This is a genomic window from Xanthobacter lutulentifluminis, assembly GCF_043194675.2.
Classification (GTDB): Bacteria; Pseudomonadota; Alphaproteobacteria; order Rhizobiales; family Xanthobacteraceae; genus Xanthobacter.
The window spans coordinates 4,166,880-4,193,075 of sequence record NZ_CM195525.1; the positions used below are offsets into that span (position 1 = coordinate 4,166,880).

Consider the following 26,196-nt stretch of genomic DNA (forward strand, 5'->3'; position numbering starts at 1 on the left):
GGCGGGCAGATGCACGCGGCCCTTGACCGTTCCTTAATTTCCCGCTATGGGCACTCCCTCGCCTCGGAACAGGTGCCGTTCGGTCCGCCCGGAAGGGTTCGGACAGCGCGGCAGTTTTGCCGTATCCGGAGCGTTCGTTCCAATTTCTCCGCAAGGGCCGGCCTCCACCGGACGCGGAGCTCACTCCGTCGCTTTGTCCAGGCCGTCCGGCCTGGGTTTGGCCGGCGGCATACATGGAGAGAGCAGTGGCTCGTATTGCAGGCGTCAACATCCCCACCAACAAGCGCGTCGTGATCGCGCTCCAGTACATCCACGGCATCGGCGCCAAGAAGGCCGAGGAAATCGTGGAGAAGGTGGGCATTCCGGCCGAGCGCCGCGTGAACCAGCTGACCGACCAGGAAGTGCTGCAGATCCGCGAGACCATCGACCGCGACTACCTCGTGGAAGGTGACCTGCGTCGCGAGGTGGCCATGAACATCAAGCGCCTGATGGACCTCGGCTGCTACCGCGGCCTGCGCCATCGCCGCGGCCTGCCGGTGCGCGGCCAGCGCACCCACACCAACGCCCGCACCCGCAAGGGTCCGGCGAAGCCGATCGCCGGCAAGAAGAAGTGATCGGTCGCAAGACCTTTTGATCGGGCGGGCCGGCGGGATGCTTTTCCCGGCCGGCCTTGCCCTTTACCGGCCCGCAAGGGCCATCCCGAGCGCCTGGAGCTACGGGCGCGCCTGAAGGATCGACAGAAGAATGGCCAAGGAAGCTACCCGCGTCCGCCGTCGCGAACGCAAGAACATCGCCTCCGGCGTGGCGCACGTGAACGCCTCGTTCAACAACACCATGATCACCATCACCGACGCCCAGGGCAACACCATCTCCTGGTCCTCGGCCGGTGCCATGGGCTTCAAGGGCTCGCGCAAGTCCACCCCGTACGCCGCCCAGGTCGCGGCCGAGGACGCGGCCCGCAAGGCTTCCGAGCACGGCATGCGCACCCTCGAGGTGGAAGTGTCGGGTCCCGGTTCGGGCCGTGAGTCGGCGCTGCGCGCGCTGCAGGCGGCCGGCTTCCTCGTCACCTCCATCCGTGACGTGACGCCGATCCCGCACAACGGCTGCCGTCCGCGCAAGCGCCGCCGCGTCTGATCCGCTCTTGTCTCCGCTGGATTTTGGTCCGGCGGGGGTTCTGCCCGGTTTCTCCTCCCCGATCGGGACGGGCCCGGCCTCCGGTTGAGGCAAATGACCCCGGCAAGCCGCCGCGGCCCGGCGAGAAAGCAAGGTGAAGCAAGTGATTCAGAAGAACTGGCAAGAGCTGATCAAGCCCGAGAAGCTGCAGGTCAACCCCGGCCACGATCCCAAGCGCTTCGCGACCGTCGTCGCCGAGCCGCTGGAGCGCGGCTTCGGCATGACGCTCGGCAACGCGCTGCGCCGCATCCTTCTGTCGTCGCTGCAGGGCGCGGCGGTGACGTCCATCCACATCGACGGTGTTCTGCACGAGTTCTCGTCCATCCCCGGGGTGCGCGAGGACGTGACGGACATCATCCTGAACGTGAAGGACGTCGCCATCCGCATGCAGGGTGACGGCCCGAAGCGCATGGTGGCCAAGAAGACCGGCCCCGGCGTGCTCTACGCCGGCGACATCCAGACCGTCGGCGACATCCAGGTGCTGAACCCGAACCTCGCCATCTGCACCCTCGACGAGGGCGCGGAGCTGCGGATCGAGTTCACCGTGGACACCGGCAAGGGCTACGTGGCGGCGGATCGCAACCGCCCCGAGGACGCCCCGATCGGCCTCATCCCGATCGACAGCCTGTACTCGCCGGTGCGCAAGGTCTCCTACAAGGTCGAGAACACCCGTGAGGGCCAGATCCTCGACTATGACAAGCTGACCATGCAGATCGAGACCAACGGCTCGATCACGGCCGAGGACGCGCTGGCCTATGCCGCGCGCATCCTGCAGGACCAGCTGGAGATCTTCGTCAACTTCGAGGAGCCCAAGCGCGAAAGCGAGACCACCGCCATCCAGACGCTGCCGTTCTCCCCGGCGCTGCTGAAGAAGGTGGACGAGCTGGAGCTGTCTGTGCGTTCGGCGAACTGCCTGAAGAACGACAACATCGTCTACATCGGCGACCTGATCCAGAAGAGCGAGACGGAGATGCTCCGCACGCCGAACTTCGGACGCAAGTCGCTCAACGAGATCAAGGAAGTGCTCGCCTCCCTCGGCCTGCATCTGGGCATGGAAGTGCCCGGCTGGCCGCCGGAGAACATCGAAGAGCTGGCCAAGCGCTTCGAGGAACACTACTGATCTCGACCACGGGCGGCGCAAGCCGCCACCAGAACCATTGATGCGGCACGAGCCGCGCAACTTCAATCCGGCTCGTCCGCCGCCATCTTTCAGGAGTTCGCCGTCATGCGTCACGGCAAGGTACACCGCAAGTTCAACCGCACCTGGGAGCACCGCAAGGCGATGTTCTCCAACCTCGCGGGCGCCCTCATCACCCACGAGCAGATCGTCACCACCCTGCCCAAGGCGAAGGACCTGCGTCCCATCGTCGAGAAGCTGGTGACCCTCGCCCGTCGCGGCGACCTGCACGCCCGCCGCCAGGCGATCGCGGAGCTCAAGGACCAGGCGGTCGTGAAGAAGCTCTTCGACGTGCTCGCTCCGCGCTATGCCGCGCGTCCGGGCGGCTACACCCGCATCATGAAGGCCGGCTTCCGCTATGGCGACAACACCGCCGTGGCCGTGATCGAGTTCGTGGATCGTGACGTGGACGCCAAGGGCGCCGCCGATCACGCCCGCACCGCAGCTGCCGCCGAGGCCGAGGCGGCCTGAGCCGGCTCTCCTCGCGCTGAGTTCAAAAGGGGCGGTCCTCGGGCCGCCCCTTTTTGCATTCAGAGCTGTGTGGCGTTGAATATCCGCGCCGGCGAATCGAGACGGGCAGCGGCGGATGCCGGGCCGGACGCATGCCGGCCGGATGGCTTCATGGGTGGCGGAATGTTCGGACCTTTCTCGCGGATGGCGGCGCTGGCCGCCACGGTGTTGCTGGCGATTGCCGGCCCCTGCGGCGGCGCCTCGGCCCAGGGCGCAGCCCAGAGCCCGGCGGCGACGGCGCAGCGGGTGCCGGCCTCGCCGGCCGAGGTGAAGCTGACGTTCGCGCCGGTGGTGGCGCGCGCCGCGCCGGCGGTGGTCAACGTCTACGCCCAGAAGACGGTGCAGCAGCGCGCCAACCCCATCTTCGATGACCCGTTCTTCCGCCGCTTCTTCGGCGGCCCCGGCGGCGGGCCGGGCCTTGGCGCGCCGGAGCGCGTGCAGCGCTCGCTGGGCTCGGGCGTCATCGTCGATCCGAGCGGGATCGTCGTCACCAATTTCCATGTCATCGAGGGCGCGGACGAAATCCGCATCGCCCTGAACGACCGGCGCGAGTTCGAGGCCGAGGTGCTGCTGCGCGACCAGCGCACCGACCTCGCGGTGCTGCGCATCCGCACCGACAGCAAGGAGGCGTTCGCCTCCCTCGACATCGGCAATTCCGACGAGCTGGCCGTGGGCGACCTGGTGCTCGCCATCGGCGATCCCTTCGGCGTCGGGCAGACGGTGACGCAAGGCATCGTCTCGGCGGTGGCGCGCACGCAGGTGGGCGTCTCCGACTACCAGTTCTTCATCCAGACCGATGCGGCCATCAATCCCGGCAACTCGGGCGGCGCCCTGGTGGACATGGCCGGCAAGCTGGTGGGCATCAACACCGCCATCTATTCCCGCTCCGGCGGCAATATCGGCATCGGCTTCGCCATTCCCGCCAACATGGCGCGGGTGGTGATCGAGCAGGCGAAGAGCGGCAGCAAGTCGGTGCGCCGGCCCTGGCTCGGCGCGCGGCTGCAGCGGGTGACGCCCGACATCGCCGAGAGCCTCGGCCTGCCGCGTCCCACCGGCGTGCTGGTGCAGGGTGTCGTGCCGCAGAGCCCGGCCGCCAAGGCGGGCCTCGCCACCGGCGACCTCATCGTCGCCGTGGAAGGGCAGGCGGTGGACGATCCCGAATCGCTCAACTACCGCTTCGCCACGCGGCCCATCGGCGGGCGCGCGGCGCTGGCCTTCAACCGGGGCGGCAAGGAGCTGAGCGCCATCGTGGTGCTGGAGGGCGCGCCGGAGACGGTGCCGCGCGAGGAGCTGCAGGTGCGCGCGCGCTCGCCCTTCGCCGGCGCCACCGTGGTGAACCTGTCCCCGGCCGTCGCCGAGGAGCTGAAGGTGGATGCCAACGCCACCGGCGTCGTGATCTACGACGTGGACGACGGCTCCCCGGCCGCCGCCGCCGGCTTCAAGCCGGGCGACGTGATCGTGGAGGTGAACGGCGCCAAGGTGGGCCGCACCGGCGACCTGCAGGAGCTGCTGCGCACGCCTTTGCGCGCCTGGCGGGTCACGGTGGGCCGGGGCGGGCGCACCATCTCCGCCCTCCTGCCGGGCTGAGCCGATGGCCGACCTGTTCGAGGCCGCCGGCCTGTCGCAGGGGGTGCCGCGCCCGCTGGCGGACCGGCTGCGCCCCGCGCGGCTCGACGAGGTGGTGGGGCAGGATCACCTTGTCGGCGCCGACGGCGTGCTGACGCGCATGCTGGAGGCGCGCTCGCTCGGCTCGCTCATCCTGTGGGGGCCGCCGGGCACCGGCAAGACCACCGTGGCGCGCCTGCTCGCCACCGCCACCGACCTCGCCTTCGAGCAGATCTCCGCCATCTTCTCCGGCGTCGCCGACCTGAAGAAGGTGTTCGAGCAGGCCCGCGCCCGCCGGCTCACGGGGCGCGCCACCTTGCTGTTCGTGGATGAGATCCACCGCTTCAACCGCGCCCAGCAGGACAGCTTCCTGCCGGTGATGGAGGACGGCACGGTGACGCTGGTGGGCGCCACCACCGAGAACCCCTCGTTCGAGCTGAACGCGGCGCTGCTCTCGCGGGCGCGGGTGCTGGTGTTCAAGGCGCTGGATGCCGAGGCCATCGCCAGGCTGCTGGCGCGGGCCGAGAGTGTTGAGGACCGCCCCCTGCCACTGACGGAAGAGGCCCGCGCGGCGCTGGTGAACATGGCGGACGGCGACGGCCGCGCCTCCCTCACTCTGGCGGAAGAGGTGTGGCGCGCCGCCCGGCCCGGCGAGGTGTTCGATGTCGCTGGCCTCGCCGAGGTGGTGCAGCGGCGCGCGCCCATCTACGACAAGAGCGAGGACGGCCACTACAACCTCATCTCCGCCCTGCACAAGTCGGTGCGCGGCTCGGACCCGGACGCGGCGCTCTATTATCTGGCGCGGATGCTGGATGCGGGGGAAAGCCCGCTGTTCCTCGCCCGGCGCATCGTGCGGATGGCGATCGAGGACATCGGCAATGCCGATCCGCAGGCGCTGGTGGTCGCCAATGCGGCCAAGGAGGCGTTCGATTTCCTCGGCTCGCCGGAGGGAGAGCTCGCGCTGGCGCAGGCGGTGGTCTATGTGGCCACCGCGCCCAAGTCGAATGCGGTCTACAAGGCATTCTCGGCGGCCAAGCGCGCCGCCAAGGAAGGCGGCTCCCTGATGCCGCCCAAGCACATCCTGAACGCCCCCACCAAGCTCATGAAGTCCGAGGGCTACGGCACCGGCTACCGCTACGACCATGACGAGCCGGACGCCTTCTCCGGCCAGAACTATTTCCCCGAGGCGCTGGGCCGGCAGAGCTTCTACCGGCCGGTGGAACGCGGCTTCGAGCGGGAGATCAGGAAGCGCATGGACTATTGGGCCCGCCTGCGAGCCGAGCGGGGGGAGAAATAGCGGGTGGGGGCGCGCTCCTGTATGGTGCCGGGGAAGGGGCCGACCTCGCGAAGGCGACCATGACCCGGCTGTTGCGCGAACTCATAGAGAAGCTCGAAGCTCTGCCCGAGGCGGAGCAGGATGCGCTCGCCCGCGAGTTCCTCCATGTGATCGAGGCCTCGGGCGCGGAGAGCGCGGTCTATGTCCTCACCCCCGAGCAGGAGGAGGAAGTCCGCCGCGCGCTGGAGGATGGGGAGCCCGATGCGGCGCCCGAGGAGGTGGAGGCCTTCTTCGCCCGCTTCCGCGGATGAGAATCACATTCCGCGCCCGTGCGCTCGGGCACCTGCGGCAGATCGGACGCCACGTCGCCACCGAGAGTCCGGCAGCCGCAGGGCGACTGATGGCGCGCATCGAGCGCGCCGTCCTCGTGCCCCCTGTCCGCACCTGCGGGCATCGTGCCCTGCACGCGGCAACTGACTATCGCGGGAACATCCTATCTCGTCATCTATCGCGCGGACCGAGATGGCATCACCATACTCGCCGCCCTTCATGCCGCGCGACGTCTGCGCTCGTGAGCCTGTTCCGGAACCGCCCATGACCCTCGCCTTGCCTCCCGCACTCGTCGTGTTCCTCGGCGCCGGCCTCGGCGGCGTGATCCGCCATCTCATCAACATGGCCGTGCCGAAGCTGCTGGGGATGGGATTTCCCTTCGCGACCTTCTTCATCAACGTGTCCGGCAGCTTCCTGATGGGCGTCATGGCCGGCTATCTCGCCTTCAAGGACGGCGAGTTCTGGAACCAGACCATGCGCCTGTTCCTCACCACCGGCATCCTCGGCGGCTACACCACCTTCTCCACCTTCTCGCTGGATTTCCTGGCGCTGGTGGAACGCGATGCCTATGGCGCGGCGGCGCTGTACGCCACCGGCTCGGTGGTGCTGTCGTTCGCGGCGGTGTTCGCCGGCATAGGGCTCATGCGCGCGCTGACGTGACGGGCGGCGCGGCTTGCTCTATTGCTGCGGCGGACGGGCAGGGGGCCCGCTCAAGGGACTTTCCGATCCCAAGGGACTTTCCGATCCATGGCCGTCGCGACCAAGACCGTGGCCGAGGACGAGGCGGACATGCGCCTCGACCGCTGGTTCAAGGTGCATTACCCCGATCTTTCCTTCGGTCACCTGCAGAAGCTGGTGCGCACCGGGCAGGTGCGCGTGGACGGGGGGCGGGTGAAGACCTCCACCCGCCTCGCCCCGGGCCAGAGCGTGCGCATTCCCCCGCTCGGTCCCGACGAGGGCGAGGCCGCGCCGTCCGGCAAGCCGGCGTCCGGTGGCGGCGGGGATGCGGGCAAGGCCCGCTCGGCTGAGGCCGGGCCCGGCGCCGCTTCTCCCGCCAAGCCCCGCGCGGCGAAGGATCCGGCCGCCCGCAAGCTGGAGGAAGACCGCGCCTTCCTGAAATCCATCACCCTGTTCGAGGACAAGGACGTGATGGTGCTGAACAAGCCGTTCGGCCTCGCGGTGCAGGGCGGCTCCGGCACCTACCGGCACGTGGACGGGCTGCTGGAAGCGCTGAAGGACCGGGACGGGCAGAAGCCGCGCCTCGTCCACCGCATCGACAAGGACACCTCCGGCTGCCTGCTCATCGCCAAGTCGCGCCTTGCCGCCTCGGTGCTGGCCAAGAGCTTCCGCTCGCGCGAGGCCCGCAAGGTCTACTGGGCGGTGGTGCCGGGCGTGCCGAAGCCGCGGCAGGGCCGCATCTCCACCTATCTCGCCCGCGACGAGGACGAGGAGAAGATGCGCGTCGCCCGCCATGGCGAGGACGAGGCGAGCCACGCCATCACCTATTATGCCGTGGTGGATCAGGCGGCGCAGAAGATGAGCTGGCTGTCGCTGAAGCCGGTCACCGGCCGCACCCACCAGCTGCGCGCCCATCTCGCGCACATCCACCACCCGATTCTCGGCGACCCGAAGTATTTCAACGTGGAGAACTGGGAGCTGCCGGGCGGCCTGCAGAACCGGCTGCACCTTCTGGCGCGCCGGCTGGTTATTCCCCATCCGCGCGGGCAGGGGATGATCGACGTCTCCGCGCCGCTGCCGCCGCACATGACGCAGACCTTTGCGGTCCTCGGCTTCGACGCCTCCCAGTACGATCCCATCCTGGAGGCGCCGGAGGCATGAGGCGGGCGGCGCTCCGGTGGGTGCTCGCGGCGGCGCTGGCCGCCATCGCCATGCCCACGGAGGCGCAGCCGGGCCGCGCGCCGGAGGACGGCGTGCTCTATCTCTTCCGCGACCTGCAGATCGCCCAGGCCAACGGCTTCCCGGACTACGAGATCGCCGGCGAGGGCGCCGCCGCCACCGCCTCCGGCGGGCGGCTCTACGGCCCCCGCGCGCGCATCACGCTCACGCTTGATCCCGCCACCGACTACCTGCGCATCGACGATCGCGGCGATGGCGACGGGGCGACACCCTTCGTGACCGAGGTGGCAGTGTGGTTCGATGCCGAGGGCGCTCCGCTGCTCGGCCTCAGCGAGCGGGCGGGCCGGGGCGGGGTGCCGTTCGGCGGGCGGGTGCGATTCTATTCCCACGCCTCCGGCCGCTGGAACCTCGTGACTGACCGCGTGATGCCCACGCTCGACGAACCCCTGTGCCACACCGAGCCGCAGGAGGTGGACGAGACCACCGCCGCGTTCGAGGGTCTGGGGCGCGCCATCACCCTCCTGCCGCGCCGGGGCACGGACCTCGCCGTGTGGTGCGTGGCGCCGAGCCCGGTCGCCGGCACCGGGCAGGCGCTGGTGTGGGACCGGGCGGCCGGGCGATTCCGGCCCGGTGCCGTGCTCCCGGGCCCGCCGCCCTGGCCGGATGCGCCGGCGCCGCGCTGACGGGCCCCTCGGCCGGCACCCTCCCGGCTACCGCCCTTGCTTGCCGGCTTAGACTTTGGTCGCGCTTCCGCTGCCTTGGGCGCGCCGGTAACGGCCTCCGGCTTGAAGTCGCGTCATCTTCCCCTATGGTGCGCGCCAAGGCCCGATGGCCAAAGAAGAAGCGATCCCGGAGCCCGCTCCGGCCGTGCCCAAGGGAAACGATTTAAATGTCAGCCCTGCTCGCCCTCGCCCGGGGGATCGATGCCGTCAACGCCCGCATCGGCAAGCTCGCCTCCTGGCTGATCCTGGCGGCCATCCTCATCTCGGCCGGCAACGCGCTGGTGCGCAAGCTGTTCGACCTCAGCTCCAACGCCTGGCTGGAGCTGCAATGGGTGCTGTTCGCGGCGGTGTTCCTGCTGTGCTCGTCCTGGACGCTGATGGACAACGAGCACATCCGTATCGACATCGTGAATTCCCGCCTGCGCAAGAGGGTGCGCGACGGCATCGATATCTTCGGCCACATCTTCTTTCTTCTGCCCTTCTCCATCCTGCTGCTGTGGACGTCCTGGCCGTTCTTCCTCGCCTCCTTCGAGATCAACGAGCAGTCGCTGAACGCCGGCGGCCTGCCGCAGTGGCCGGCCAAGCTGCTGGTGCCGGTGGGCTTCTTCTTCCTGACGCTGCAGGGCATTTCCGAGCTCATCAAGCGCGTCGCCATCTTCACCGGCCGGATGGAGGATCCCCATGAGGGGGAGGGCGGTAGCCATGCCGCGCTCGCGGCCGAGGCCGAGCGCCTGCTGTCGGTCGCCGACGTTCAGGACGCACCCCCTTCCGCCACCCCGCCCAAGAACTGACGGAGCGGCCCAGATGCTCACCTTTCGCCCGCTGAAGGCCGGCCCCTTCAAGGCGCGCCTCGCCGCCGCCGCCCTCCTTCTCGCTTTCGTCCTCGCCGTCGCCCTGCCGGACGTGGCGTTCGCCGCCGAGCCCGGCTTCCGCGGCTGGTTCATCCACAACATGGCGCCCATCATGTTCGGCGCGCTGGTGGTGTTCCTGCTGCTCGGCTACCCGGTAGCCTTCTCGCTGGCCGCCAACGGCCTCGTGTTCGGCGTCATCGGCATCTGGCTCGGCCTGTTCGAGCCCAAGTTCCTGCAGGCGCTGCCCGAGCGCGTCTACGGCACCATGAACAACGAGGTGCTGCTGGCGGTCCCGTTCTTCACCTTCATGGGCCTCATCCTCGAGCGGTCCGGCATGGCGGAGGACCTGCTCGACACCATCGGGCAGGTGTTCGGCTCCATCCGCGGCGGTCTCGCCTATGCGGTGATCTTCGTCGGCGCGCTGCTCGCGGCCACCACCGGCGTGGTGGCGGCCTCGGTGATCTCCATGGGCCTCATCTCGCTGCCCATCATGCTGCGCTACGGCTATGACCGGCGGGTCGCCTCCGGTGTCATCGCCGCATCGGGCACGCTGGCGCAGATCATCCCGCCCTCGCTGGTGCTGATCGTGATGGCGGACCAGCTGAACCGCTCTGTCGGCGACATGTACGAGGGCGCGTTCCTGCCCGGGCTGCTGCTGGCCGGGCTCTACGCCGTCTATATCTTCATCGTCTCCTCCTTCTTCCCCGGCGCCGCCCCCGGCCTGCCGCTGGAGGCGCAGACCCTGCGCGATCCGCAGCAGAAGGTGGGCCCCTCCCGCGTGCTCGGCGCCATCGCGGCGGCGGGCTTCGCCTATCTGGTGGCCACCGGCGGCCTGCCCGCGCTCACCGCCGGCCTGCTGCCGGGCATCGCCAACGCCGTCGTGTGGGGCGCGGTGGCGTTCGTGCTGCTGTATTTCGTGCTGTCCGGCACGGCGCGGCTGCTCACGCCCTCGCTGTTCATCACGCTGGCGCTGGCAGTGGGCTGCGGCATCGTGCTGATGACCGAGAGCGGCGTGAAGTTCGGCGCGGACTACGTGGTGCTCACCATGTCCGCCACGGTGGGCATCGCCTTCGTCATCGCCGTCATCAACCGCGTGTTCCGCCTCGGCCTGCTGTCCAAGCTGGCGGAGCAGGTGGTGTTCGTGATGGTGCCGCCGCTGGCGCTCATCTTCCTCGTGCTCGGCACCATCTTCATCGGCGTCGCCACCCCGACCGAGGGCGGCGCCATGGGATCGGTGGGCGCGCTCATCCTCGCCTTCGCCCGCGGCCGCCTGAAGTTCGACCTGATGCGGCAGGCCACCTATTCCACCGCCAAGCTCTCGGCCTTCGTGCTGTTCATCCTGCTCGGGGCGCGCGTGTTCTCGCTCACCTTCTACGGGGTGGATGGGCACAAGTGGGTGGAGGAGCTGCTGGTGTCGCTGCCCGGCGGCCAGACCGGCTTCCTCATCGCCGTCAACGCGCTGGTGTTCGTGCTGGCCTTCTTCCTCGATTATTTCGAGCTGGCCTTCATCATCATCCCGCTGCTCGGGCCGGCGGCCGACAAGCTCGGCATCGACCTGATCTGGTTCGGCGTGATGCTGGCGGTGAACATGCAGACCTCGTTCATGCACCCGCCGTTCGGCTTCGCCCTGTTCTTCCTGCGCTCGGTGGCGGCCAAGGTGCCGTACATCGATCGCGTCACCGGCAAGGTGATGCAGCCGGTCACCACCGGGCAGATCTACTGGGGCGCGGTGCCGTTCGTGTGCATCCAGCTGGTCATGGTGGCGCTCATCATCCTGTTCCCGGGCATGGTGACCCACTACAAGTCGGGCGGCGTGCAGCTCGACCAGCAGCAGATCCAGCAGCAGTTCGAGAACCTCTCGCCCGGCCTCGACGCCACCTCGCCGCCGCCCCTCGACCTCGGCTTCGGGAAATAGCGCAGCGGGCACCGAGCGCTCCGGATGCTCCGCCATCCGGGGCGCTGGCGGCGGATGCTGCCCGCCTTGCCCTGCTAAGGGCATATTCCGGTTGGACATGACGCACCGGACGGAATGACGCCGGCCGCCGCCTCGTGCATCTGTGGAGAATGATCCACCATGCCGATTCGCGGCGGTACGGCGCGCCGCGTGTGCGGAGGAGAATGCAATGAACCCCAGGCCCGACTTCTGTCCCGGCTGCGGGGCGCAGGTCTATCCGGAGGAGGCCCATTGCCCCTTCTGCGGCCGCAAGCTGCACACCAGCTTCCTGATGCCGTTCGTCGTCGGGCTCGGCGGCACGGCGGTGGCGCTGGTGGCCGGCGGGCTCGTGTGGTGGGTGATGTCGGCGCCGCCCTCGGAGCCCTCCGCCGGCGCGCCCGCGACCGAGGCGACGGCCCCCGCGCCGCAGACCGGATCGCCGGCCGTCCCCCCCGGGCAGGCAGGTCCCGGGCAGGCCGCGCAAGGGCAGGCGCCTCAGGGGCAGCCGGCCCAGCCGCCCGCCGTGCCCGGACAGGCCGGCGTCGCCGGACAGGCGCCGGGGCAGGATGCGGCGCTGCCGCTGCCCACCGTCAATGGCCCCATCGTGCCGCCCGCCGCCGACGCCAACGCCCGCCGCGCGTTCGCCAAGAGCAAGCAGGACAGCTTCGCCCAGAACGGTCTCGATCTGACGGTGACCACCTCTGGCGACGATGCGACCACGCTCACCATCAAGTTCAACTTCCCCGCCAAGACGGCGGCGGAGCTGATCGTCGCCGGGCCGTTCCCCAAGCAGTGCGAGCAGCGCGGCTTCCGGCAGATCCTGTTCGTCGATCCCTCGGGCCTCACCTGGATCTATGACGTGGCGACCCAGCAGATGACGCAGAAATGACCGCAGATCCCGCCGCCGTGCCCAGCCGCTCGCCCGCGCTCACGCTGGTGCTGTTCGATTGCGACGGCACGCTGGTGGACAGCCAGCACATGATCGTCGCCGCCATGCGCGATGCCCATGCCGCCCACGGCGTCGCGCTGCCGGAGCGCCAGCGGCTGCTCTCGGTGGTGGGGCTGTCCTTGCCGGAGGCGTTCCGCATGCTCTCGCAGGGCGATCGCGCCTATCCGGTCGCGGCGCTGGTGGATGCCTATCGCACCGCCTTCACCCGCCTGCGCAACGCCGAGCCGCCCGAGCCCATGTTCGAGGATGCCCGCGACGTGCTGGACGCCCTGCGCCGGCGCGACGACGTGGTGCTGGGCATGGTGACGGGCAAGGCGCGGCGCGGCGTCGACCGGGTGCTGAAGGCGCACGACATGGAGGGCTGGTTTTCCACCATCCAGACCGCCGACGACGCGCCGTCCAAGCCCCATCCGGCCATGGTGTTCCAGGCCATGGGCGAGATCGGCGCGCGCCCGGAGGAGACGGTGGTGGTGGGTGACACCACCTACGACATCTCCATGGCGCTGCAGGCCGGGGCCTCGGCGCTGGGCGTGGCCTGGGGTTATCATGAGGTGGCCGATCTGGAGCAGGCGGGCGCGGACCGGGTCGTCCACCGCTTCCGCGATGTGCCGGACGCCATTGCCGAGCTACTGGCCCGCCGCCGCGCGCCGATCGGCTCGCAGGTCTGATGTGACGGAGCCGGCGCGCCCGCACGCGCGCCGCCGGCGAACAGGGTGAAAGGGCATCCCATGCGCGATCTGTTGGAGGGCCTTGAGGAGAACGTCCCCGGAGATGATCCGGTCGCCCGTGCCCGCGCCGCCCAGCGCACGCCGCTGCCCAAGCGCTTCTATACCGACGTCAGCGTCGGCGAGACCGACGACGGCTTCACCATCCTGCTCGACGGCCGCCCGGTGCGCACGCCCGCGCGCGGCCTGCTGCGCGCGCCCACCCGCGCGCTGGCCGAGGCCATGGCCGCCGAATGGGCGGCGCAGGAAACCGAGATCAACCCCTTCCTCATGCCGCTGACCCGCCTCGTGAACGTGGCGCTCGACCGGGTGGGCCCCGAGGCCGAGGCGGTGCGGGACGAGGTGGTGCGCTATGCCGGCACCGACATGCTGTTCTATCGCGCCGACGGCCCGCAGAAGCTGGTGGACCGCCAGGCGCGCCATTGGGATCCGGTGCTCGACTGGATGAATGCGGGCCACGATGCCCGCTTCTTCCTCTCCGAAGGCGTGCAGCACGTGACGCAGCCGCCCGATGCCCTCGCGCGCGTCGCCTCGCTGGTGCCGCTGGAGCCGCTGCGGCTCTCCGCCATCCACTCCATGACGACGCTCACCGGCTCGGCGCTGCTGGCGCTGGCGGTGGCGGAAGGCGCGCTGGACGTGGATGCCGCCTGGGCGGCCGCCCATGTGGATGAGGACTTCAACCGCGAGCAGTGGGGCGAGGACGAGGTCGCCGCCCACCGCCGCGCCGCCCGTCGCACCGAGATGGATGCCGCGGCCCGGCTCATCGGCCTCCTCGGCTGATCACGGAGCCGGCGGCATGGATGCGGACGAGATCGCCGACCTCTTCGCCGCCTTCGCCCCGGTCAAGGCGCGGCGCATGTTCGGCGGCAGCGGGCTTTATGCCGAGGGGCTCATGTTCGCCATCGAGGTGGCGGGGACCATCTACCTGAAAGCGGACCCCGCCTTCGCCGCCGAGCTGGAGCGGCGTGGCGCCGGGCCGTTCAGCTACGAGGCGCAGGGCACCGTGCGCACCATGCGCGGCTTCTGGTCCGTGCCCGAGGCCGCGCTGGATGATGCCGACGACCTCGCCGCGCTCGCGCGCCGCTCGCTGATGCTGGCCCAGGCGGCGGCGGAAGAGCGCCCCGCCCGGCGTCCGTCGCGCAAGCGCGCAGCCGCATCCTCGGGCGATGGCGCAGCCGAAGCCGCGGAACGTGCGCCGACCGCCGGCCGCGCCCGGCGCCCGGGCACCCGGCGTCGACCTGTCGAAGGCGATTGAGGGAAGCGTCCGGCGCGCCGCCAAGGGCACCGGCAGCGCTTCCTGCGGCGGACGGGCGTGCGAAGGCGCGCCCGCGCCGTGTGGCCGTCCGCCGATTTCACCGAGGCAGGCTGTTCCGCGCGGGCGATGATCGGCTGCGGCGGGCATGAAAACGGGCATGAAAAAAGGCGGCAGGGACTGGCCCGCCGCCTTTTCAGCTCGCAGTCCTTGCGGACGAAGCCGCCTCAGCCGGCCTTCACGCGCACGGGGCGCAGCAGGAAGGCGGGAAGGTGGGACATGTCCGCCGGCTCGTTGGCGGGCGTCCGTTCGCGACGGGCGGGACGCTCCTCGGCGCCATCCTCGCGGGACGGGCGACGGCCGCGCTCGGGACGCGGGGCGCGGGCTTCGGCCTCCACGCGGGGCTCGGCGGACCGACCCTCGGACCGGCGTTCGCCCCGCCCCTCGGACGACCGACCCTCGGACGACCTGCGCTCGCCGGAGCGACCTTCCGCAGACTTGCCTTCCTGCGACCTGCCCTCGGACGACTTGCCTTCTGAAGACCTGCCCTCTGAGGACCTGCCCTCTGAAGACCTGCCTTCAGCGGACCTGCCTTCAGCGGACCTGCCTTCGGCGGACTTGCCGTCTCGTTCCCGCTCGCGGCGCGGCTCGCGCTCGCTGCGGCCTTCCTTCTCCACCCGGCGCTTGCCGCGCAGGCGTTCCTCGCCACGCCGCTCGCGGCGCTCGGAGGCCGGCGGGGCATCGCCCAGCGGCTCGCCGTTCCAGGGGATGGGATTGCCGATCAGCTTCTCGATGGCGCTCAGAGACTTGGTGTCGAGGTGCGTCACCAGCGTGTAGGCGGTGCCGGAACGACCCGCGCGGCCGGTGCGGCCGATGCGGTGGACATAGTCTTCCGAGTGGTGCGGCACGTCATAGTTGAAGACGTGGCTCACCGCCGGAATGTCGAGGCCGCGGGCGGCCACGTCGGAGGCAACCAGCAGGTTGGCCTCGCCGGTGCGGAACTGGTCCAGCGCCTTGATGCGGGCGTGCTGGTCCATGTCGCCGTGCAGGCAGACGGCGTTGAAGCCGTGCTTCTGCAGCGAGCGGTGCACCACCGCGACGTCACGCTTGCGGTTGCAGAAGATGATGCCGTTCTGCAGCCCCTCGCAATTGCGGATGAGCTCGCGCAGCACGTCCCGCTTCTCGTAGTCCTCACGGCCGGAGGCGACCAGAAGCTGCGTCACCGTGGTGGCGGTGGACGCGGGCTTGGAGACCTCCACCCGCACCGGGTTGGAGAGGAACTGCGAGACCAGGCGCTGGATCTCCGGCGGCATGGTGGCCGAGAAGAACAGCGTCTGCCGGGTGAACGGCACGAGCTTGCAGATGCGCTCGATGTCCGGGATGAAGCCCATGTCCAGCATGCGGTCGGCCTCGTCGATGACGAGCACCTCGATGCCGGAGAGCAGCAGCCGGCCGCGCTCCACATGGTCGAGCAGGCGGCCGGGGGTGGCGATCAGCACGTCCACGCCGCGCAGCAGCTTGGAATCCTGGTCGCCGAAGGAAACGCCGCCAATCAGCAGGGCGACGTTCAGTTTGTGGTTCTTGCCGTAGCGGACGAAGTTCTCTTCCACCTGTGCGGCGAGTTCGCGCGTGGGTTCCAGGATGAGCGTGCGCGGCATCCGGGCGCGTGCGCGGCCCTGCTCCAGCAGGGTGAGCATGGGGAGCGTGAAAGCTGCGGTCTTGCCCGTGCCGGTCTGCGCCAGGCCGAGCACGTCACGGCGTGCGAGCACATGGGGAATAGCCTGGGCCTGGATAGGCGTCGGCTGGGTGTAGCCAGTGTCTGCGACCGCCGAGAGAACCTTTTCGCTCAGGCCGAGTTCGGAAAATGACATTGCATCTGTATGATGCGGCGGCGCGCCGGGGTCGAACGTCCCGTGCCGTACGGGCTCAGACGAGTGGTCGTCGGTCGACGCGCTTGGATTCGACATATCTCGGACGACGCAGAGCAACATAAGAAAATTGTGCGTCGTGTCAATGTTTTCCCGGCCGCGCCGGTGAATGGCCGGGAATTTTCCGCTCAACGTGCGCAAGTACCTGCGAACTGCACAGAATCCGGGCGCAAAGCCATGCGGCAGGCGAATGCACCTGCCGGCAAGCCATGCAGCCGTGCCGGGGGGCGCCATCTTGACCGGCTGGTCATGACGCCGCACGGATGGGGTTGGTCCTGCCGGCCCCGCTGGCGGCCGGCCTGCCTGACCGAACCACAGCCCTCCCGTCCACGCCTCCCCGGGGCGGGGGCGGACTTCCCCGCGACGGCCGATCCTGATGCCTTTCCTCCTCGTCCTCGGCCTCGCCGCGTTCGCGAGCGCCTTCTCCATGCGCGCCGTGGACCCCATGCTGAACATCCTGGCCGCCGACCTGAAGGTGACCATGCAGGACGTGGCGCTGCTGGCGGGTGCCTTCACCTTCCCATACGCGACCATGCAGTTGCTGTTCGGCCCCATCGGCGATGCGGTCGGCAAGGTGCGGCTCGTGCGCTTCAACCTCGTCATGCTGTCGGTGGGGCTCGCGGTCTCCGCCCTGGTGCCGGGGCACTGGGAGCTTCTGGCCTCGCGGGTGTTCTCCGGGGCGTTCGCGGGCGGCATCATCCCGGTGGTGCTGGCGACCGTGGGCGACCGCGTGCCGTTCGACCGGCGCCCGCTGGCGCTGAGCCGGGTGCTGCTCGCGCTCGTGCTCGGCCAGTTGGTGGGCTCGGCCGCCGCCGGGTTCATCGCCGAATATGCCGGCTGGCGCCCGGTGTTCTGGACCGCCTTCGCGGTGGCCGTGCTCGCCGCCGTCGCGGCGATGGTGGGCCTGAAGGAGGAGCAGGCGCCGCAGCGCCTGTCGTTCGGGACCTCGCTGGCGCGCTACGGCACCGTGCTGCGCAACCCGCTCTCCATCCGCGTCTATGCGGTGGTGGCGGTGGAAGGGGCGCTGAGCTTCGGCGCCTTTCCGCTGGTGGCGCCGCTGATGGTGGAGCATGCGCTGGGCGATGCGGTCGAGGCGGGACTGGTGATCGCGGCCTTTGCCGTGGGCGGCGCGTTCTATTCGTTCGCGGTGCCGGTGCTGGTGCGCCGGCTGGGCCTGCGCGGCATGGTGGGCATCGGTGCGGCGCTGCTTGGGGTGCTGTTCATCGGCGCTGCCGTGCAATCGCACCTGTCGGTGGTGGTCGCCCTGTTCGCCGCAGGCGGCTTCGCCTTCTACATGATCCACAACGTGCTGCAGATCCTCGCCACCGAGCTTGCGCCCGAGGCGCGCGGATCGGCGGTCTCGCTGTTCGCCTCGGCCTTCTTCGTGGGGCAGGCGGTGGGCGCGGTGGCGCTGGCCCATCTGGCCGCGGTCACCGGCGCGGCGGCGGTGTTCGCCATCTCCGGCGTGGGAATGATCGGGCTCGCCTATCCCGCCAGACGGCTGGTGCCGCGCCGCTGAGGGCGCGGCAGCGTCCGGTCAGATGTTGATCTTCACCGACGCGCCCTGCTTGGCGCAGCGGGCAGCGACGCCATTGCGGTGGACCTGCGGCGCCTTGGACATGGATTGCGGCGACTGGCCCATGCACCATTTGGCGTGGCGCATGGGGTCTATCCACTCGTTGGCGCGCTTCCAGTCGCAGCCCTGGCTCGCCGCCAGATAGATGACGGAGACCGCCCAGTAGCCGTAATAGACGCAGGACTGCTCGTCGTTGCCGAACGACTGCGCCCGCGCCGCGCCCGGCAGCAGCGCCGCCAATCCGAGGCTGGCGGCGAGCGCCATCTGCACCCCGCGTCCCGCCCGGTTCCTTTTCGTCTCACCACACCCCATGACGCTCCCCCCTCGTTCGCCGCATCGGCGGCTTGATTTTTCGAGATCGCGTGCGGCGCCCGCTCAGATGTCCAGCAAATCCTCGCCGGCGAAGGCCGCGCGCTCGGAGATGAAGGCGAAGCGCGCCTCCGGCTTGTTGCCCATCAGCCGCTCCACGAGGTCGCTGGTGGCGGCGCGCTCGGCATCCTCGATGGCGACGCGCTGGAGGGTCCGCGTGCGCGGGTCCATGGTGGTTTCCTTCAGCTGCGCCGGCATCATCTCGCCGAGGCCCTTGAAGCGGCCCACCTCCACCTTGCCCTTGGCCGAGAATTCCTTCTTCAGCAGCTGCGCCTTGTGGGCGTCGTCGCGGGCATAGAGCGTCTTCGCCCCTTGCGTGATGCGGTAGAGCGGGGGCACGGCGAGGAAGAGGTGGCCGTCCTCGATCAGCTTCGGCATCTGCCGGAAGAAATAGGTGACGAGGAGGGAGGCGATGTGCGCCCCGTCCACGTCGGCGTCGGTCATGATGATGACCTTCTCGTACCGAAGATCCGCATCGCGGTAGTGCGAGCCGGCGGCGCAGCCGAGCGCCTGGCCGAGGTCGGCGAGCTGCTGGTTGGCGGCCAGCTTGTCGCGGGTGGCGCTGGCCACGTTCAGGATCTTGCCGCGCAGGGGCAGCACGGCCTGCGTCTTGCGATCGCGCGCCTGCTTGGCGGAGCCGCCGGCCGAGTCGCCCTCGACGATGAACAGCTCGGAGCCTGCGGCCTCGGTGTTGGAGCAGTCGGCGAGCTTGCCGGGCAGGCGCAGCTTGCGCACGGCGGTCTTGCGGGAGACTTCCTTCTCCTGCTTGCGGCGCAGGCGCTCCTCGGCCCGGTCGATCACATGCTCCAGCAGCCGGGTCGCGGCCACTGGGTTGGCGGCCAGCCAGTGGTCGAACGGGTCGCGCAGGCCCTGCTCGACGATGCGCGCCGCTTCTGCGGTGGCGAGGCGGTCCTTGGTCTGGCCCTGGAATTCCGGCTCGCGCACGAACACGGAGAGCATGGCCGCGCAGCCGGTGATGACGTCGTCGCCGGTGACGAGCCCGCCGCGCTTGCCCTGGCCGGAGCGCTCGGCGTGGTCCTTCAGCCCCTTCAGCAGCACGGCGCGCAGGCCGTTCTCGTGGGTGCCGCCGTCCGGGGTGGGAATGGTGTTGCAGTAGGAGGAGATGCCGCCGTCCGCATCCGCGACCCACGCCACCGCCCACTCCACCGAGCCGTGTCCACCGGGCTTGCTGATGCGGCCGGAGAAGATGTCCGGATGCACCAGCGTGTTGCCTTCCAGATCGGCGGCGAGATAGTCGCGCAGGCCGCCGGGGAAGCGGAACACGGTCTTCTCCGGGATGCCCTCGACGCCCTTCAGCAGCTCGGCGTCGCACGACCAGCGGATCTCCACGCCCCCGAACAGGTAGGCCTTGGAGCGCGCCATGCGGAACACGCGTGCTGGCTCGAACCGGGCGGAGGGGCCGAAGATCTCCGGGTCGGGATGGAAGCGCACGCGGGTGCCGCGCCGGTTGGTGATGCGGCCGACTTCCTTCAGCGGCCCCTGCGGCACGCCCTTGGCGAAGGACTGGCGATAGAGGGTCTGGTTGCGGGCGACCTCCACCTCCAGGTCGTCGGAGAGCGCGTTCACCACCGAGACGCCGACGCCGTGCAGGCCGCCGGAGGTCTCGTAGACCTTGCTGTCGAACTTACCGCCGGCGTGCAGCGTGGTCATGATGACCTCGAGCGCCGACTTGCCGGGAAACTTGGGGTGCTCCTCCACCGGGATGCCGCGGCCGTTGTCCGAGACGGTGAGATAGCCGTCGGCGCCGAGCTGGACCTCGATGAAGGAGGCGTGGCCGGCCACCGCCTCGTCCATGCAGTTGTCGATCACCTCGGCGAAGAGGTGGTGCAGCGCCTTGGCATCCGTGCCGCCGATGTACATGCCCGGCCGGCGGCGCACCGGCTCCAGCCCTTCGAGCACCTCGATGTGGGCGGCGGTGTAGTCGTTCGCCATGGCGGGCACGGCGGCGGGCGCCTTGGCCTTGGACGCGGCCTTGGCGGAAGCGCGGGAGCGGGAGGCGGAGCCGAAGAGATCGTCGGTGTCGGACATGCGGTCTGGTTAACCCATGTGGGGCGCGGATGGCAGTGCGAATCGTCGCGCCCGTGCCGCCGGCCGCGCGCAGCATAGCAGAGCTGTCGCTTGAGGAGGCGGCCCGGGCGCCGGGCACCGCGGGTGGCGATGCGGGCGCGCGTCGGACGGCCGGGGGCGGGGCCGGACTGCCAGAATCCGGATTGCCAAGATGTTGCGTTGCGGTAGAAAATTATCCCGCATTGCAAAATGAGAAAATATCCATATCCGGGTAGGTCAGAGAATTATCGATCCCGCCGCCTGCTACCTCAAGCAGTAAAGTCCATGAAAATTTGATGACTTGAAAGCATTCTATTCAGATCTATAGTGGAGCGTCATGGTCGGTCACAACCATGGGGGTACACAGCGTGTGCGCTATTTCGGTTGCGGTCGTGGACGACCACCCGATCGTCGTTGAAGGCATCGTCACGGTTCTCGAGAAGACGGAGGAGTTCAGGGTTGTCGACACGGGCACGTGTGTCGGCGACATCCTCCGGATCGCCGAGCGGCATGCGCCGGAGGTGATCGTCGTCGATCTGACCATGCAGGGCGATGTGATCGGCACCATCACGCAGATGCGGGAGCGCCATCCCGCCTCCCGGATCGTCATCTTCACGGCATCCAACAATGCCGAGCTCGCGGCCCGCGCGCTCGGCGCCGGCGCCAGCGGCTTCGTGCTGAAGGGCTCGGCCCAGTGCGACCTCGTGCAGGCCATCGCCGGCGCACGGGCGGGCGAGACCTACATCACGCCCAGCTTCGCCGCCCGCATCATCGCCGAGCTGGAGGCGAAGGCCCACCGCCAGCGCGCGCGGGAGGCCATGCACCTGTCCATCCGCGAGGACCAGATCGTCCAGCTCCTGCTGCTCGGCAAGAAGAACAGCGAGATCGCCCGCGCCCTCGCCCTCAGCGAGAAGACGGTGAAGGGCTACATGTCCACGCTCATGCAGAAGCTGCACGCCCGCAACCGGCTGGAGGTGGTGATCGCCGCCCAGCAGCTGAGGGAAGGGGCCGGCGCGGCCTCGGCGCATCGCGGCTGATCCCTCACTGCTCGCGGAAGGCGCGGTTGAAGTGGTCCGCCAGCGGCTTCGCCAGATAGGCGAGGGCGGTGCGGTCGGTGCCGGAGATGAACACCTCCACCGGCATCCCCGGCACCAGCTGGTTCGCGCCCAGCTTTTCGAGATCGTCCTCGATGGCTACTTCCACGATGTAGGACATGGTGCCGTTCGCGGCGTCGCGGATGGTGGCGGGTGAGATCTGCGCCACCGTGCCCCGCAGCTCCGGCGTGGTGTTCTGGTTGAAGGCGGAGAAACGCAGGCGCGCCCCCTGGCCCTTCTGCACCTGGTCGATGTCGGTCGGCGCCACCTTGGCCTCCACCCTGAGGCGCGCGTCCTCCGGCACCAGCGTGACCACCTTGGCCGCCGGCGTGATGACGCCGCCGATGGTGAAGACGCTGAGCTCGTTGACCCGCCCCCGCATGGGCGCGCGCAGCTCGGTGCGGGTCAGGCGGTCCTCCACCACCATGCGGCGGTCCGCCAGCTCGGAGATGCGCGCGTCGAGCGTGCGCAGCTCGCGCTGGGCATCGGTGCGGGCGTTCTGCTCCAGCGCGATGATCTGCAGGCGGCTGTCGGTGATGCGCACGTTGGCGCGGGCGATGGAGGCCTCGATCTCGGCCTTCTCGCCGTTGATGCGCGCCCATTCGCGGTTGAGCGCATGGACCCGGCTGCCGTCGGTCAGCCCCTTGTTGAAGAGATAGACCACCTTGTCGCGCTCCAGCGACAGCAGGGTCGTCTCCTCGGTCTTGGCGTCGCGCCGGGCGTTGAGGCCGCGGATCTCCTCGCCGGTCTGCAGGATGGCGAGCTCCATCTGCTCGGTCTGGCTGCGGCGGGTGAAGCGGTTGCCCTCGAACAGGCGGGTCTCGTCCCGCAGCATCGATGCGACGTCCGTGCCGAGGCCCTGCAGCTCGCGGGGGAACTCGATGCGCTCCAGCCCGTCGCGTTCGGCCAGCAGGCGGGCGCGACGGGCCATCAGCTCCACCAGCTGGGCCCGGATGATGGACAGCTCCGCCCGCGAGGAGGTGTCGTCCAGCCGCAGCAGCGTCTGGCCGGCGGAGACGAAGTCGCCCTGCTTCACCGCGATCTCGGCGACGATGCCGCCGTCGCGGTGCTGCACCTCCTTCAGGTTCTGGTCCACCGTCACCGTGCCCTGGGCGATGACGGCGCCGTTGAGACGCGCGCTCGCCGCCCAGCCGCCGCAGCCGGCGATGAGCAGCACCACCAGCGCCACTCCGGTCGCGACGTGGCGGCGCAGGCGGAAGGCGCGCTCGTCGTCGGCCGGATCGCAGGGAAGGCCGGCGTCGGATGTGGGGCTCATCTGGGTCATGGCCGCCTCCCTCAGGCGTTGAACAGGGGTTCGGGCGCGGCGGCCTGGGCCATGGCCGCATCGGCATCCGGATCGAACGGCTCCGGCAGGTCCGGAACCGTGGCGGGGACCGAGGCATCGGCATGGATCTGGTAGGGCAGGGCGCCCGCGCCATCGCCATAGGCGGCGGCGAACTGGCTGTCGGCGTCCGGCTGGGGTGCCGCGGCTGCCATATCGACCCTGTCGCCCACCTCCAGCGCCACGATCTGCGAGACGGTCTCGCCCTGCGCGGCGGATGGCTCCGGCGCGAAGGCGAAGGCGTCGGTCTCGGTCGCGGCGGCGAAGCTCGCCGAGGCGCTCTCCGGGGATGCGGCGGCCGCAACGGCGACCGGCGCCGCCGGTTCCGCCGCCGGCGGGGCCACCGCTGCCGGCTCGGGCACGCCCGGGACCGGCGCGGCAAGCGCGGCGAGGCTTCCCCCCGCCGGCTCCGTGGCTGCGACGTCGCTGCCGCTCGCCACGGTGGACGCGGTGGCGGGATCGAGCGTGGAGGCGGGCGGCGCGGCGGCCGGGGTTGTGCCGGCCGCATCGGTGGCGGCGGTGCTGTCCGCCGGCGGGCTCTCGGCCGCCGCCTCGGCGGGGGCGGCGGGGCCGTCCTCCACTCCCGTGCGCTCGACCAGATGGCGCATGGCGGGGGCTGCGGCATCCTCCTCCACCGGCGTCGCGGCCTGCCGCGCCGATGCGGACAGGGCGGCGAACATTTCCGGCGCCGCCGTGCCGGCCGCGACCGCGCCCTCCGGCGTCACGTCGAACACCGCGCGCTGCGGCACGCCGTCGAGCCCGTCCGAGATGGTGTAGCTGAGCGCCACGTCCTCGGTGGCTAGTGGCGGCGCGAGATAGACCCAGCCGCCCTCCACCGGCAGCAGCAGCCCGGCCGAGGCGGTGATGGAGGTGACCTGCAACGCCTCGCCATCGGGATCGCTGGCCCCGGCGAGCAGGCTCGCCACCGGAATGAACACCGCCTGCGTCGCCATCACCGCCGGCAGGCTCACCGGATCGCCCGCGCGCGGGGCGCGGTTGCGGGTGGTCTCGTCGTCGTCCTCGCCGGAGCCCTCGCCCTCGGACGGCTCCTCGCCGCTGCCGGAGGGGCGCTCCTCCTCGTCGTCATTGCCGGTGGCGGAGGGGCGGGCCTTGTGCGGCGGGCGGATGCGCGCGGCGCCGACCGGATCGTCCGTCATGGCGATGCCGGCCTGCGGGTCCTCGGCGGTGGCGCGGGAAGGCGGGCCGAGCCGGGCCAGCCGCGCGGCAAGCGCAAGCTCGGGCGGCGCGTCCATGAATTCCGCCACCTCCGTCGCGGGCGGGGGCGGGGCCTCGGCGCGGTCCTTGGCCTCCTCCGCGTCCGGGTCGGCGGCGGCCGCGGAAGCGGCGCGCGGGAGCTCGCCAGGGGAGGGCGGCGCCTCCTCCTGCGCCGCGTCCTGCGGCTTCGGCGGGGGCGGGGTCTCGGCGGCCGCGGCGCTGGTGGCGCCGGAGGCGAAATAGGCCACCGCCCCGGCGATGCCGGCGCCCACCAGCGCGACGAGGCGCGCGGCCGGCCGTTCCTCCTGGGTGCGGTAGAGGTCGGCGGCGGGGGCTCCCGGCCGCTGGCCCATGCGTGTGCCTTTCACGGTAATCATGTCACGCTCCCCTGACCTGCAAGGGCGCCTCGCCCGCCGCGGCCGCCGCCGGTCCCGCCTCTGCGGCGGGGACCACGCGGGGTCGATCGGCCGGCCGGCCGTCCATGACCTCGAGTTTCAGGACATCCTCCTTCGGCCCGAAGGCCTTGAGGCGCCCGTTCTGCACCACGCCCACCAGATCGACCGCGGCGAGCGCGCTCGGCCGATGGGCCACCACGATGGCGATGCCGCCGCGCGCGCGGATGCCGAGGATGGCCTCCTTCAGCGCGGCCTCGCCGTCGGAATCGAGATTTGCGTTCGGCTCGTCCAGCACCACCAGGAACGGGTTGCCGTAGAGCGCGCGCGCCAGCCCGATGCGCTGGCGCTGGCCGGCGGAGAGGGCGGCGCCCTCGGCGCCGAGCTGGGTCTGGTAGCCGTCCGGCAGGCGCAGGATCATCTCGTGGACGCCGGCGGCGCGCGCCGCCTCCACCACCGCCGCGTCGTCGCGCACGCTGGCGAGGCGGGAGATGTTCTGCGCCACGCTGGCGTCCAGCAGGCACACGTTCTGCGGCAGGTAGCCGAGATGACGGCCGATGGCATCCTCGGTCCAGTGGGCGATCTCCGCATCGTCGAGCCGCACCGCCCCGCGCAGGCAGGGCCAGATGCCGGTGACGGCGCGCACCAGCGTCGTCTTGCCGCCGGCGCTCGGCCCGATGATGCCGGCGGCCTGCCCGGCCTTCAGCTCGAACGCGACCTCGCTCAGGAGCACCTGCCCGTTGCCGGGGGCGGCGACGGTGATCTTCTCCACCTTCAGCGAGGCGGCGGGCGGCGGCAGCTCGGTGCGCTCCGGCAGCTTGCCGAGGGCGACGATGGTCTCCCTCAGCCGACCGTAGGCCTGCCGCGCGGCGACGAAGGAGCGCCAGTTGCCGATGGCGAGATCCACCGGCGCCAGCGCCCGGCCCCCCGCCACCGAGGCGGCGATGATGGCGCCGGCCGACATGTCGCCGCGCATGGTGAGATAGGCGCCGAGGCCGAGCGTTGCCGACTGCAGCACCATGCGCAGCACCCGCGAGATGGCGCCGAACACGCCGGTGATGTCGTTGGAGCGGGTCTGGAGCGCGAGGTGCTCCAGGTTGGCGCGCCGGAAGCGCTCCACCGCCTCGCCGGCGAAGCCCATGGCCTTCAGCACCTCGGCGTTGCGGGCGTTGGAATCGGCGATGGTGTTGCGCACCAGCGCCGCCTTGCGGGTGGCGGTGGCGAGGCGGCGGGAGACCACCTCGCTCGCCAGCGCCAGCACCGTGAGCACCAGCGCGCCCCCCAGCACCAGCATGCCGAGCCAGGGGTGCAGGATGTAGACGAAGCCCACGTAGATCGGCACCCACGGCATGTCGAACATGGCGCCCGGCCCCGAGGAGCCGAGGAAGTTGCGCACCGTGTCCACGTCGCGCCCGCGCTCCACCGCCTCGGTGGTGGAGAAGCCGAGGCGCGGCATGTCCACCACCACCTTGTGGGCGATGGGCGCCACCGAGCGGTCGAAGCGCGCGCCCACCCGCACCAGGATCTGCGAGCGGATGAGATCGAACGCGCCCTGGAACATGTAGAGCCCCAGCGCCAGCACCGAGAGGGCGATGAGCGTGGGGATGCTGCCGGAGGTGAGCGCCCGGTCGTACACCTGCATCATGTAGAACGAGCCGGTCAGCGCCAGCACGTTGATGATGCCGGAGATGACGAACAGGAAGATCGCCATGCTGCGGAAGCCGGCGGTGAGCCGGGCGAGGTCCCGCTGCTGGGCGGCGCGGGAGGAGGCGGCGGAAGCGGAACGGTTCGCCATGGTGGGCAGCCCTGGCCTGAGGCGGGGAAGGGGCGGGGAGGAAACGTCCCCGCCCGGC

Annotated in this window: 24 protein-coding genes; 18 read left to right on the top strand and 6 right to left on the bottom strand. The window is 70.4% G+C overall.

What is annotated here, in order from left to right; all coding sequences use genetic code 11:
* Positions 1–245 precede the first annotated feature (245 nt).
* From rpsM to V5F49_RS19495, 16 genes are all read left to right on the top strand, one after another.
* A complete protein-coding gene (gene rpsM / locus V5F49_RS19420; RefSeq protein WP_394114926.1) occupies positions 246–614 on the top strand; it encodes a 30S ribosomal protein S13 in 369 nt (122 codons plus the stop codon).
* 130 nt (positions 615–744) lie between these two features.
* Positions 745–1,134 (top strand): 30S ribosomal protein S11, encoded by a 390-nt coding sequence (gene rpsK / locus V5F49_RS19425; protein ID WP_237345136.1) that lies wholly within the window; start codon positions 745–747, stop codon positions 1,132–1,134.
* Between the two features lie 142 nt (positions 1,135–1,276).
* Complete coding sequence (locus tag V5F49_RS19430) at positions 1,277–2,293, top strand: DNA-directed RNA polymerase subunit alpha (protein ID WP_394115375.1); 1,017 nt, start codon at positions 1,277–1,279, stop codon at positions 2,291–2,293.
* Positions 2,294–2,398: 105 nt separating this feature from the next.
* Positions 2,399–2,821, top strand: coding sequence for a 50S ribosomal protein L17 (rplQ, locus tag V5F49_RS19435; protein ID WP_394114927.1), 423 nt, complete (start codon positions 2,399–2,401; stop codon positions 2,819–2,821).
* Between the two features lie 162 nt (positions 2,822–2,983).
* Positions 2,984–4,447, top strand: coding sequence for a Do family serine endopeptidase (locus tag V5F49_RS19440; RefSeq protein ID WP_394114928.1), 1,464 nt, complete (start codon positions 2,984–2,986; stop codon positions 4,445–4,447).
* 4 nt (positions 4,448–4,451) lie between these two features.
* A complete protein-coding gene (locus V5F49_RS19445) occupies positions 4,452–5,762 on the top strand; it encodes a replication-associated recombination protein A (RefSeq protein ID WP_394114929.1) in 1,311 nt (436 codons plus the stop codon).
* A 59-nt stretch (positions 5,763–5,821) separates the two neighbouring features.
* Positions 5,822–6,052, top strand: coding sequence for a hypothetical protein (locus V5F49_RS19450; RefSeq protein WP_394114930.1), 231 nt, complete (start codon positions 5,822–5,824; stop codon positions 6,050–6,052).
* A gap of 283 nt (positions 6,053–6,335) precedes the next feature.
* Positions 6,336–6,731, top strand: a complete 396-nt coding sequence (gene crcB, locus V5F49_RS19455) for a fluoride efflux transporter CrcB (RefSeq protein WP_394114931.1) — start codon at positions 6,336–6,338, stop codon at positions 6,729–6,731.
* Between the two features lie 87 nt (positions 6,732–6,818).
* The gene (locus tag V5F49_RS19460) at positions 6,819–7,910 is read left to right on the top strand and encodes an RluA family pseudouridine synthase (RefSeq protein WP_394114932.1); all 1,092 of its coding nucleotides are present in this window, start codon (positions 6,819–6,821) and stop codon (positions 7,908–7,910) included.
* Positions 7,907–8,611, top strand: coding sequence for a hypothetical protein (locus tag V5F49_RS19465; RefSeq protein ID WP_394114933.1), 705 nt, complete (start codon positions 7,907–7,909; stop codon positions 8,609–8,611). Before V5F49_RS19460 ends, V5F49_RS19465 begins: the two co-directional genes overlap by 4 nt.
* Positions 8,612–8,817: 206 nt before the next feature.
* Positions 8,818–9,441 carry a TRAP transporter small permease subunit gene (locus tag V5F49_RS19470; RefSeq protein WP_394114934.1) on the top strand — a complete coding sequence of 208 codons (624 nt, stop codon included), beginning with the start codon at positions 8,818–8,820 and terminating at the stop codon, positions 9,439–9,441.
* 160 nt (positions 9,442–9,601) lie between these two features.
* Entirely contained in the window at positions 9,602–11,416 is a 1,815-nt protein-coding gene (locus V5F49_RS19475) for a TRAP transporter large permease (RefSeq protein WP_394115376.1), read from the top strand.
* 208 nt (positions 11,417–11,624) lie between these two features.
* Positions 11,625–12,323: a zinc ribbon domain-containing protein gene (locus V5F49_RS19480; RefSeq protein ID WP_394114935.1), complete on the top strand. Its 699-nt coding sequence runs from the start codon at positions 11,625–11,627 to the stop codon at positions 12,321–12,323.
* Entirely contained in the window at positions 12,320–13,051 is a 732-nt protein-coding gene (locus tag V5F49_RS19485) for an HAD-IA family hydrolase (protein WP_394114936.1), read from the top strand. The genes V5F49_RS19480 and V5F49_RS19485 overlap by 4 nt, the downstream gene beginning before the upstream one ends.
* A gap of 60 nt (positions 13,052–13,111) precedes the next feature.
* A complete protein-coding gene (locus tag V5F49_RS19490; protein WP_394114937.1) occupies positions 13,112–13,888 on the top strand; it encodes an ATP12 family chaperone protein in 777 nt (258 codons plus the stop codon).
* Between the two features lie 16 nt (positions 13,889–13,904).
* Entirely contained in the window at positions 13,905–14,363 is a 459-nt protein-coding gene (locus V5F49_RS19495) for a TfoX/Sxy family protein (protein ID WP_394114938.1), read from the top strand.
* 224 nt (positions 14,364–14,587) lie between these two features.
* On the opposite strand, the gene V5F49_RS19500 is transcribed toward V5F49_RS19495, so the two are convergent.
* The gene (locus V5F49_RS19500) at positions 14,588–16,231 is read right to left on the bottom strand and encodes a DEAD/DEAH box helicase (protein WP_394114939.1); all 1,644 of its coding nucleotides are present in this window, start codon (positions 16,229–16,231) and stop codon (positions 14,588–14,590) included.
* 433 nt (positions 16,232–16,664) lie between these two features.
* Here V5F49_RS19500 and V5F49_RS19505 point away from each other — a divergent pair, with 433 nt between their 5' ends.
* Positions 16,665–17,807: an MFS transporter gene (locus V5F49_RS19505; RefSeq protein WP_394114940.1), complete on the top strand. Its 1,143-nt coding sequence runs from the start codon at positions 16,665–16,667 to the stop codon at positions 17,805–17,807.
* An 18-nt stretch (positions 17,808–17,825) separates the two neighbouring features.
* On the opposite strand, the gene V5F49_RS19510 is transcribed toward V5F49_RS19505, so the two are convergent.
* Complete coding sequence (locus V5F49_RS19510) at positions 17,826–18,128, bottom strand: hypothetical protein (protein ID WP_394114941.1); 303 nt, start codon at positions 18,126–18,128, stop codon at positions 17,826–17,828.
* A 111-nt stretch (positions 18,129–18,239) separates the two neighbouring features.
* Entirely contained in the window at positions 18,240–20,282 is a 2,043-nt protein-coding gene (gene parE, locus V5F49_RS19515) for a DNA topoisomerase IV subunit B (protein WP_394114942.1), read from the bottom strand.
* A 410-nt stretch (positions 20,283–20,692) separates the two neighbouring features.
* Between parE and V5F49_RS19520 the strand changes: the two genes are divergently transcribed.
* A complete protein-coding gene (locus V5F49_RS19520; protein ID WP_394114943.1) occupies positions 20,693–21,337 on the top strand; it encodes a response regulator in 645 nt (214 codons plus the stop codon).
* A 4-nt stretch (positions 21,338–21,341) separates the two neighbouring features.
* Here V5F49_RS19520 and V5F49_RS19525 read toward each other — a convergent pair whose 3' ends face one another.
* The 3 genes from V5F49_RS19525 to V5F49_RS19535 are packed head-to-tail and all read right to left on the bottom strand — an operon-like array spanning position 21,342 to position 26,138.
* Positions 21,342–22,679, bottom strand: coding sequence for an HlyD family type I secretion periplasmic adaptor subunit (locus tag V5F49_RS19525; RefSeq protein WP_394114944.1), 1,338 nt, complete (start codon positions 22,677–22,679; stop codon positions 21,342–21,344).
* An 11-nt stretch (positions 22,680–22,690) separates the two neighbouring features.
* Complete coding sequence (locus V5F49_RS19530) at positions 22,691–24,328, bottom strand: cadherin-like domain-containing protein (RefSeq protein WP_394114945.1); 1,638 nt, start codon at positions 24,326–24,328, stop codon at positions 22,691–22,693.
* Position 24,329: 1 nt separating this feature from the next.
* The gene (locus V5F49_RS19535; protein ID WP_394114946.1) at positions 24,330–26,138 is read right to left on the bottom strand and encodes a type I secretion system permease/ATPase; all 1,809 of its coding nucleotides are present in this window, start codon (positions 26,136–26,138) and stop codon (positions 24,330–24,332) included.
* Positions 26,139–26,196 lie beyond the last annotated feature (58 nt).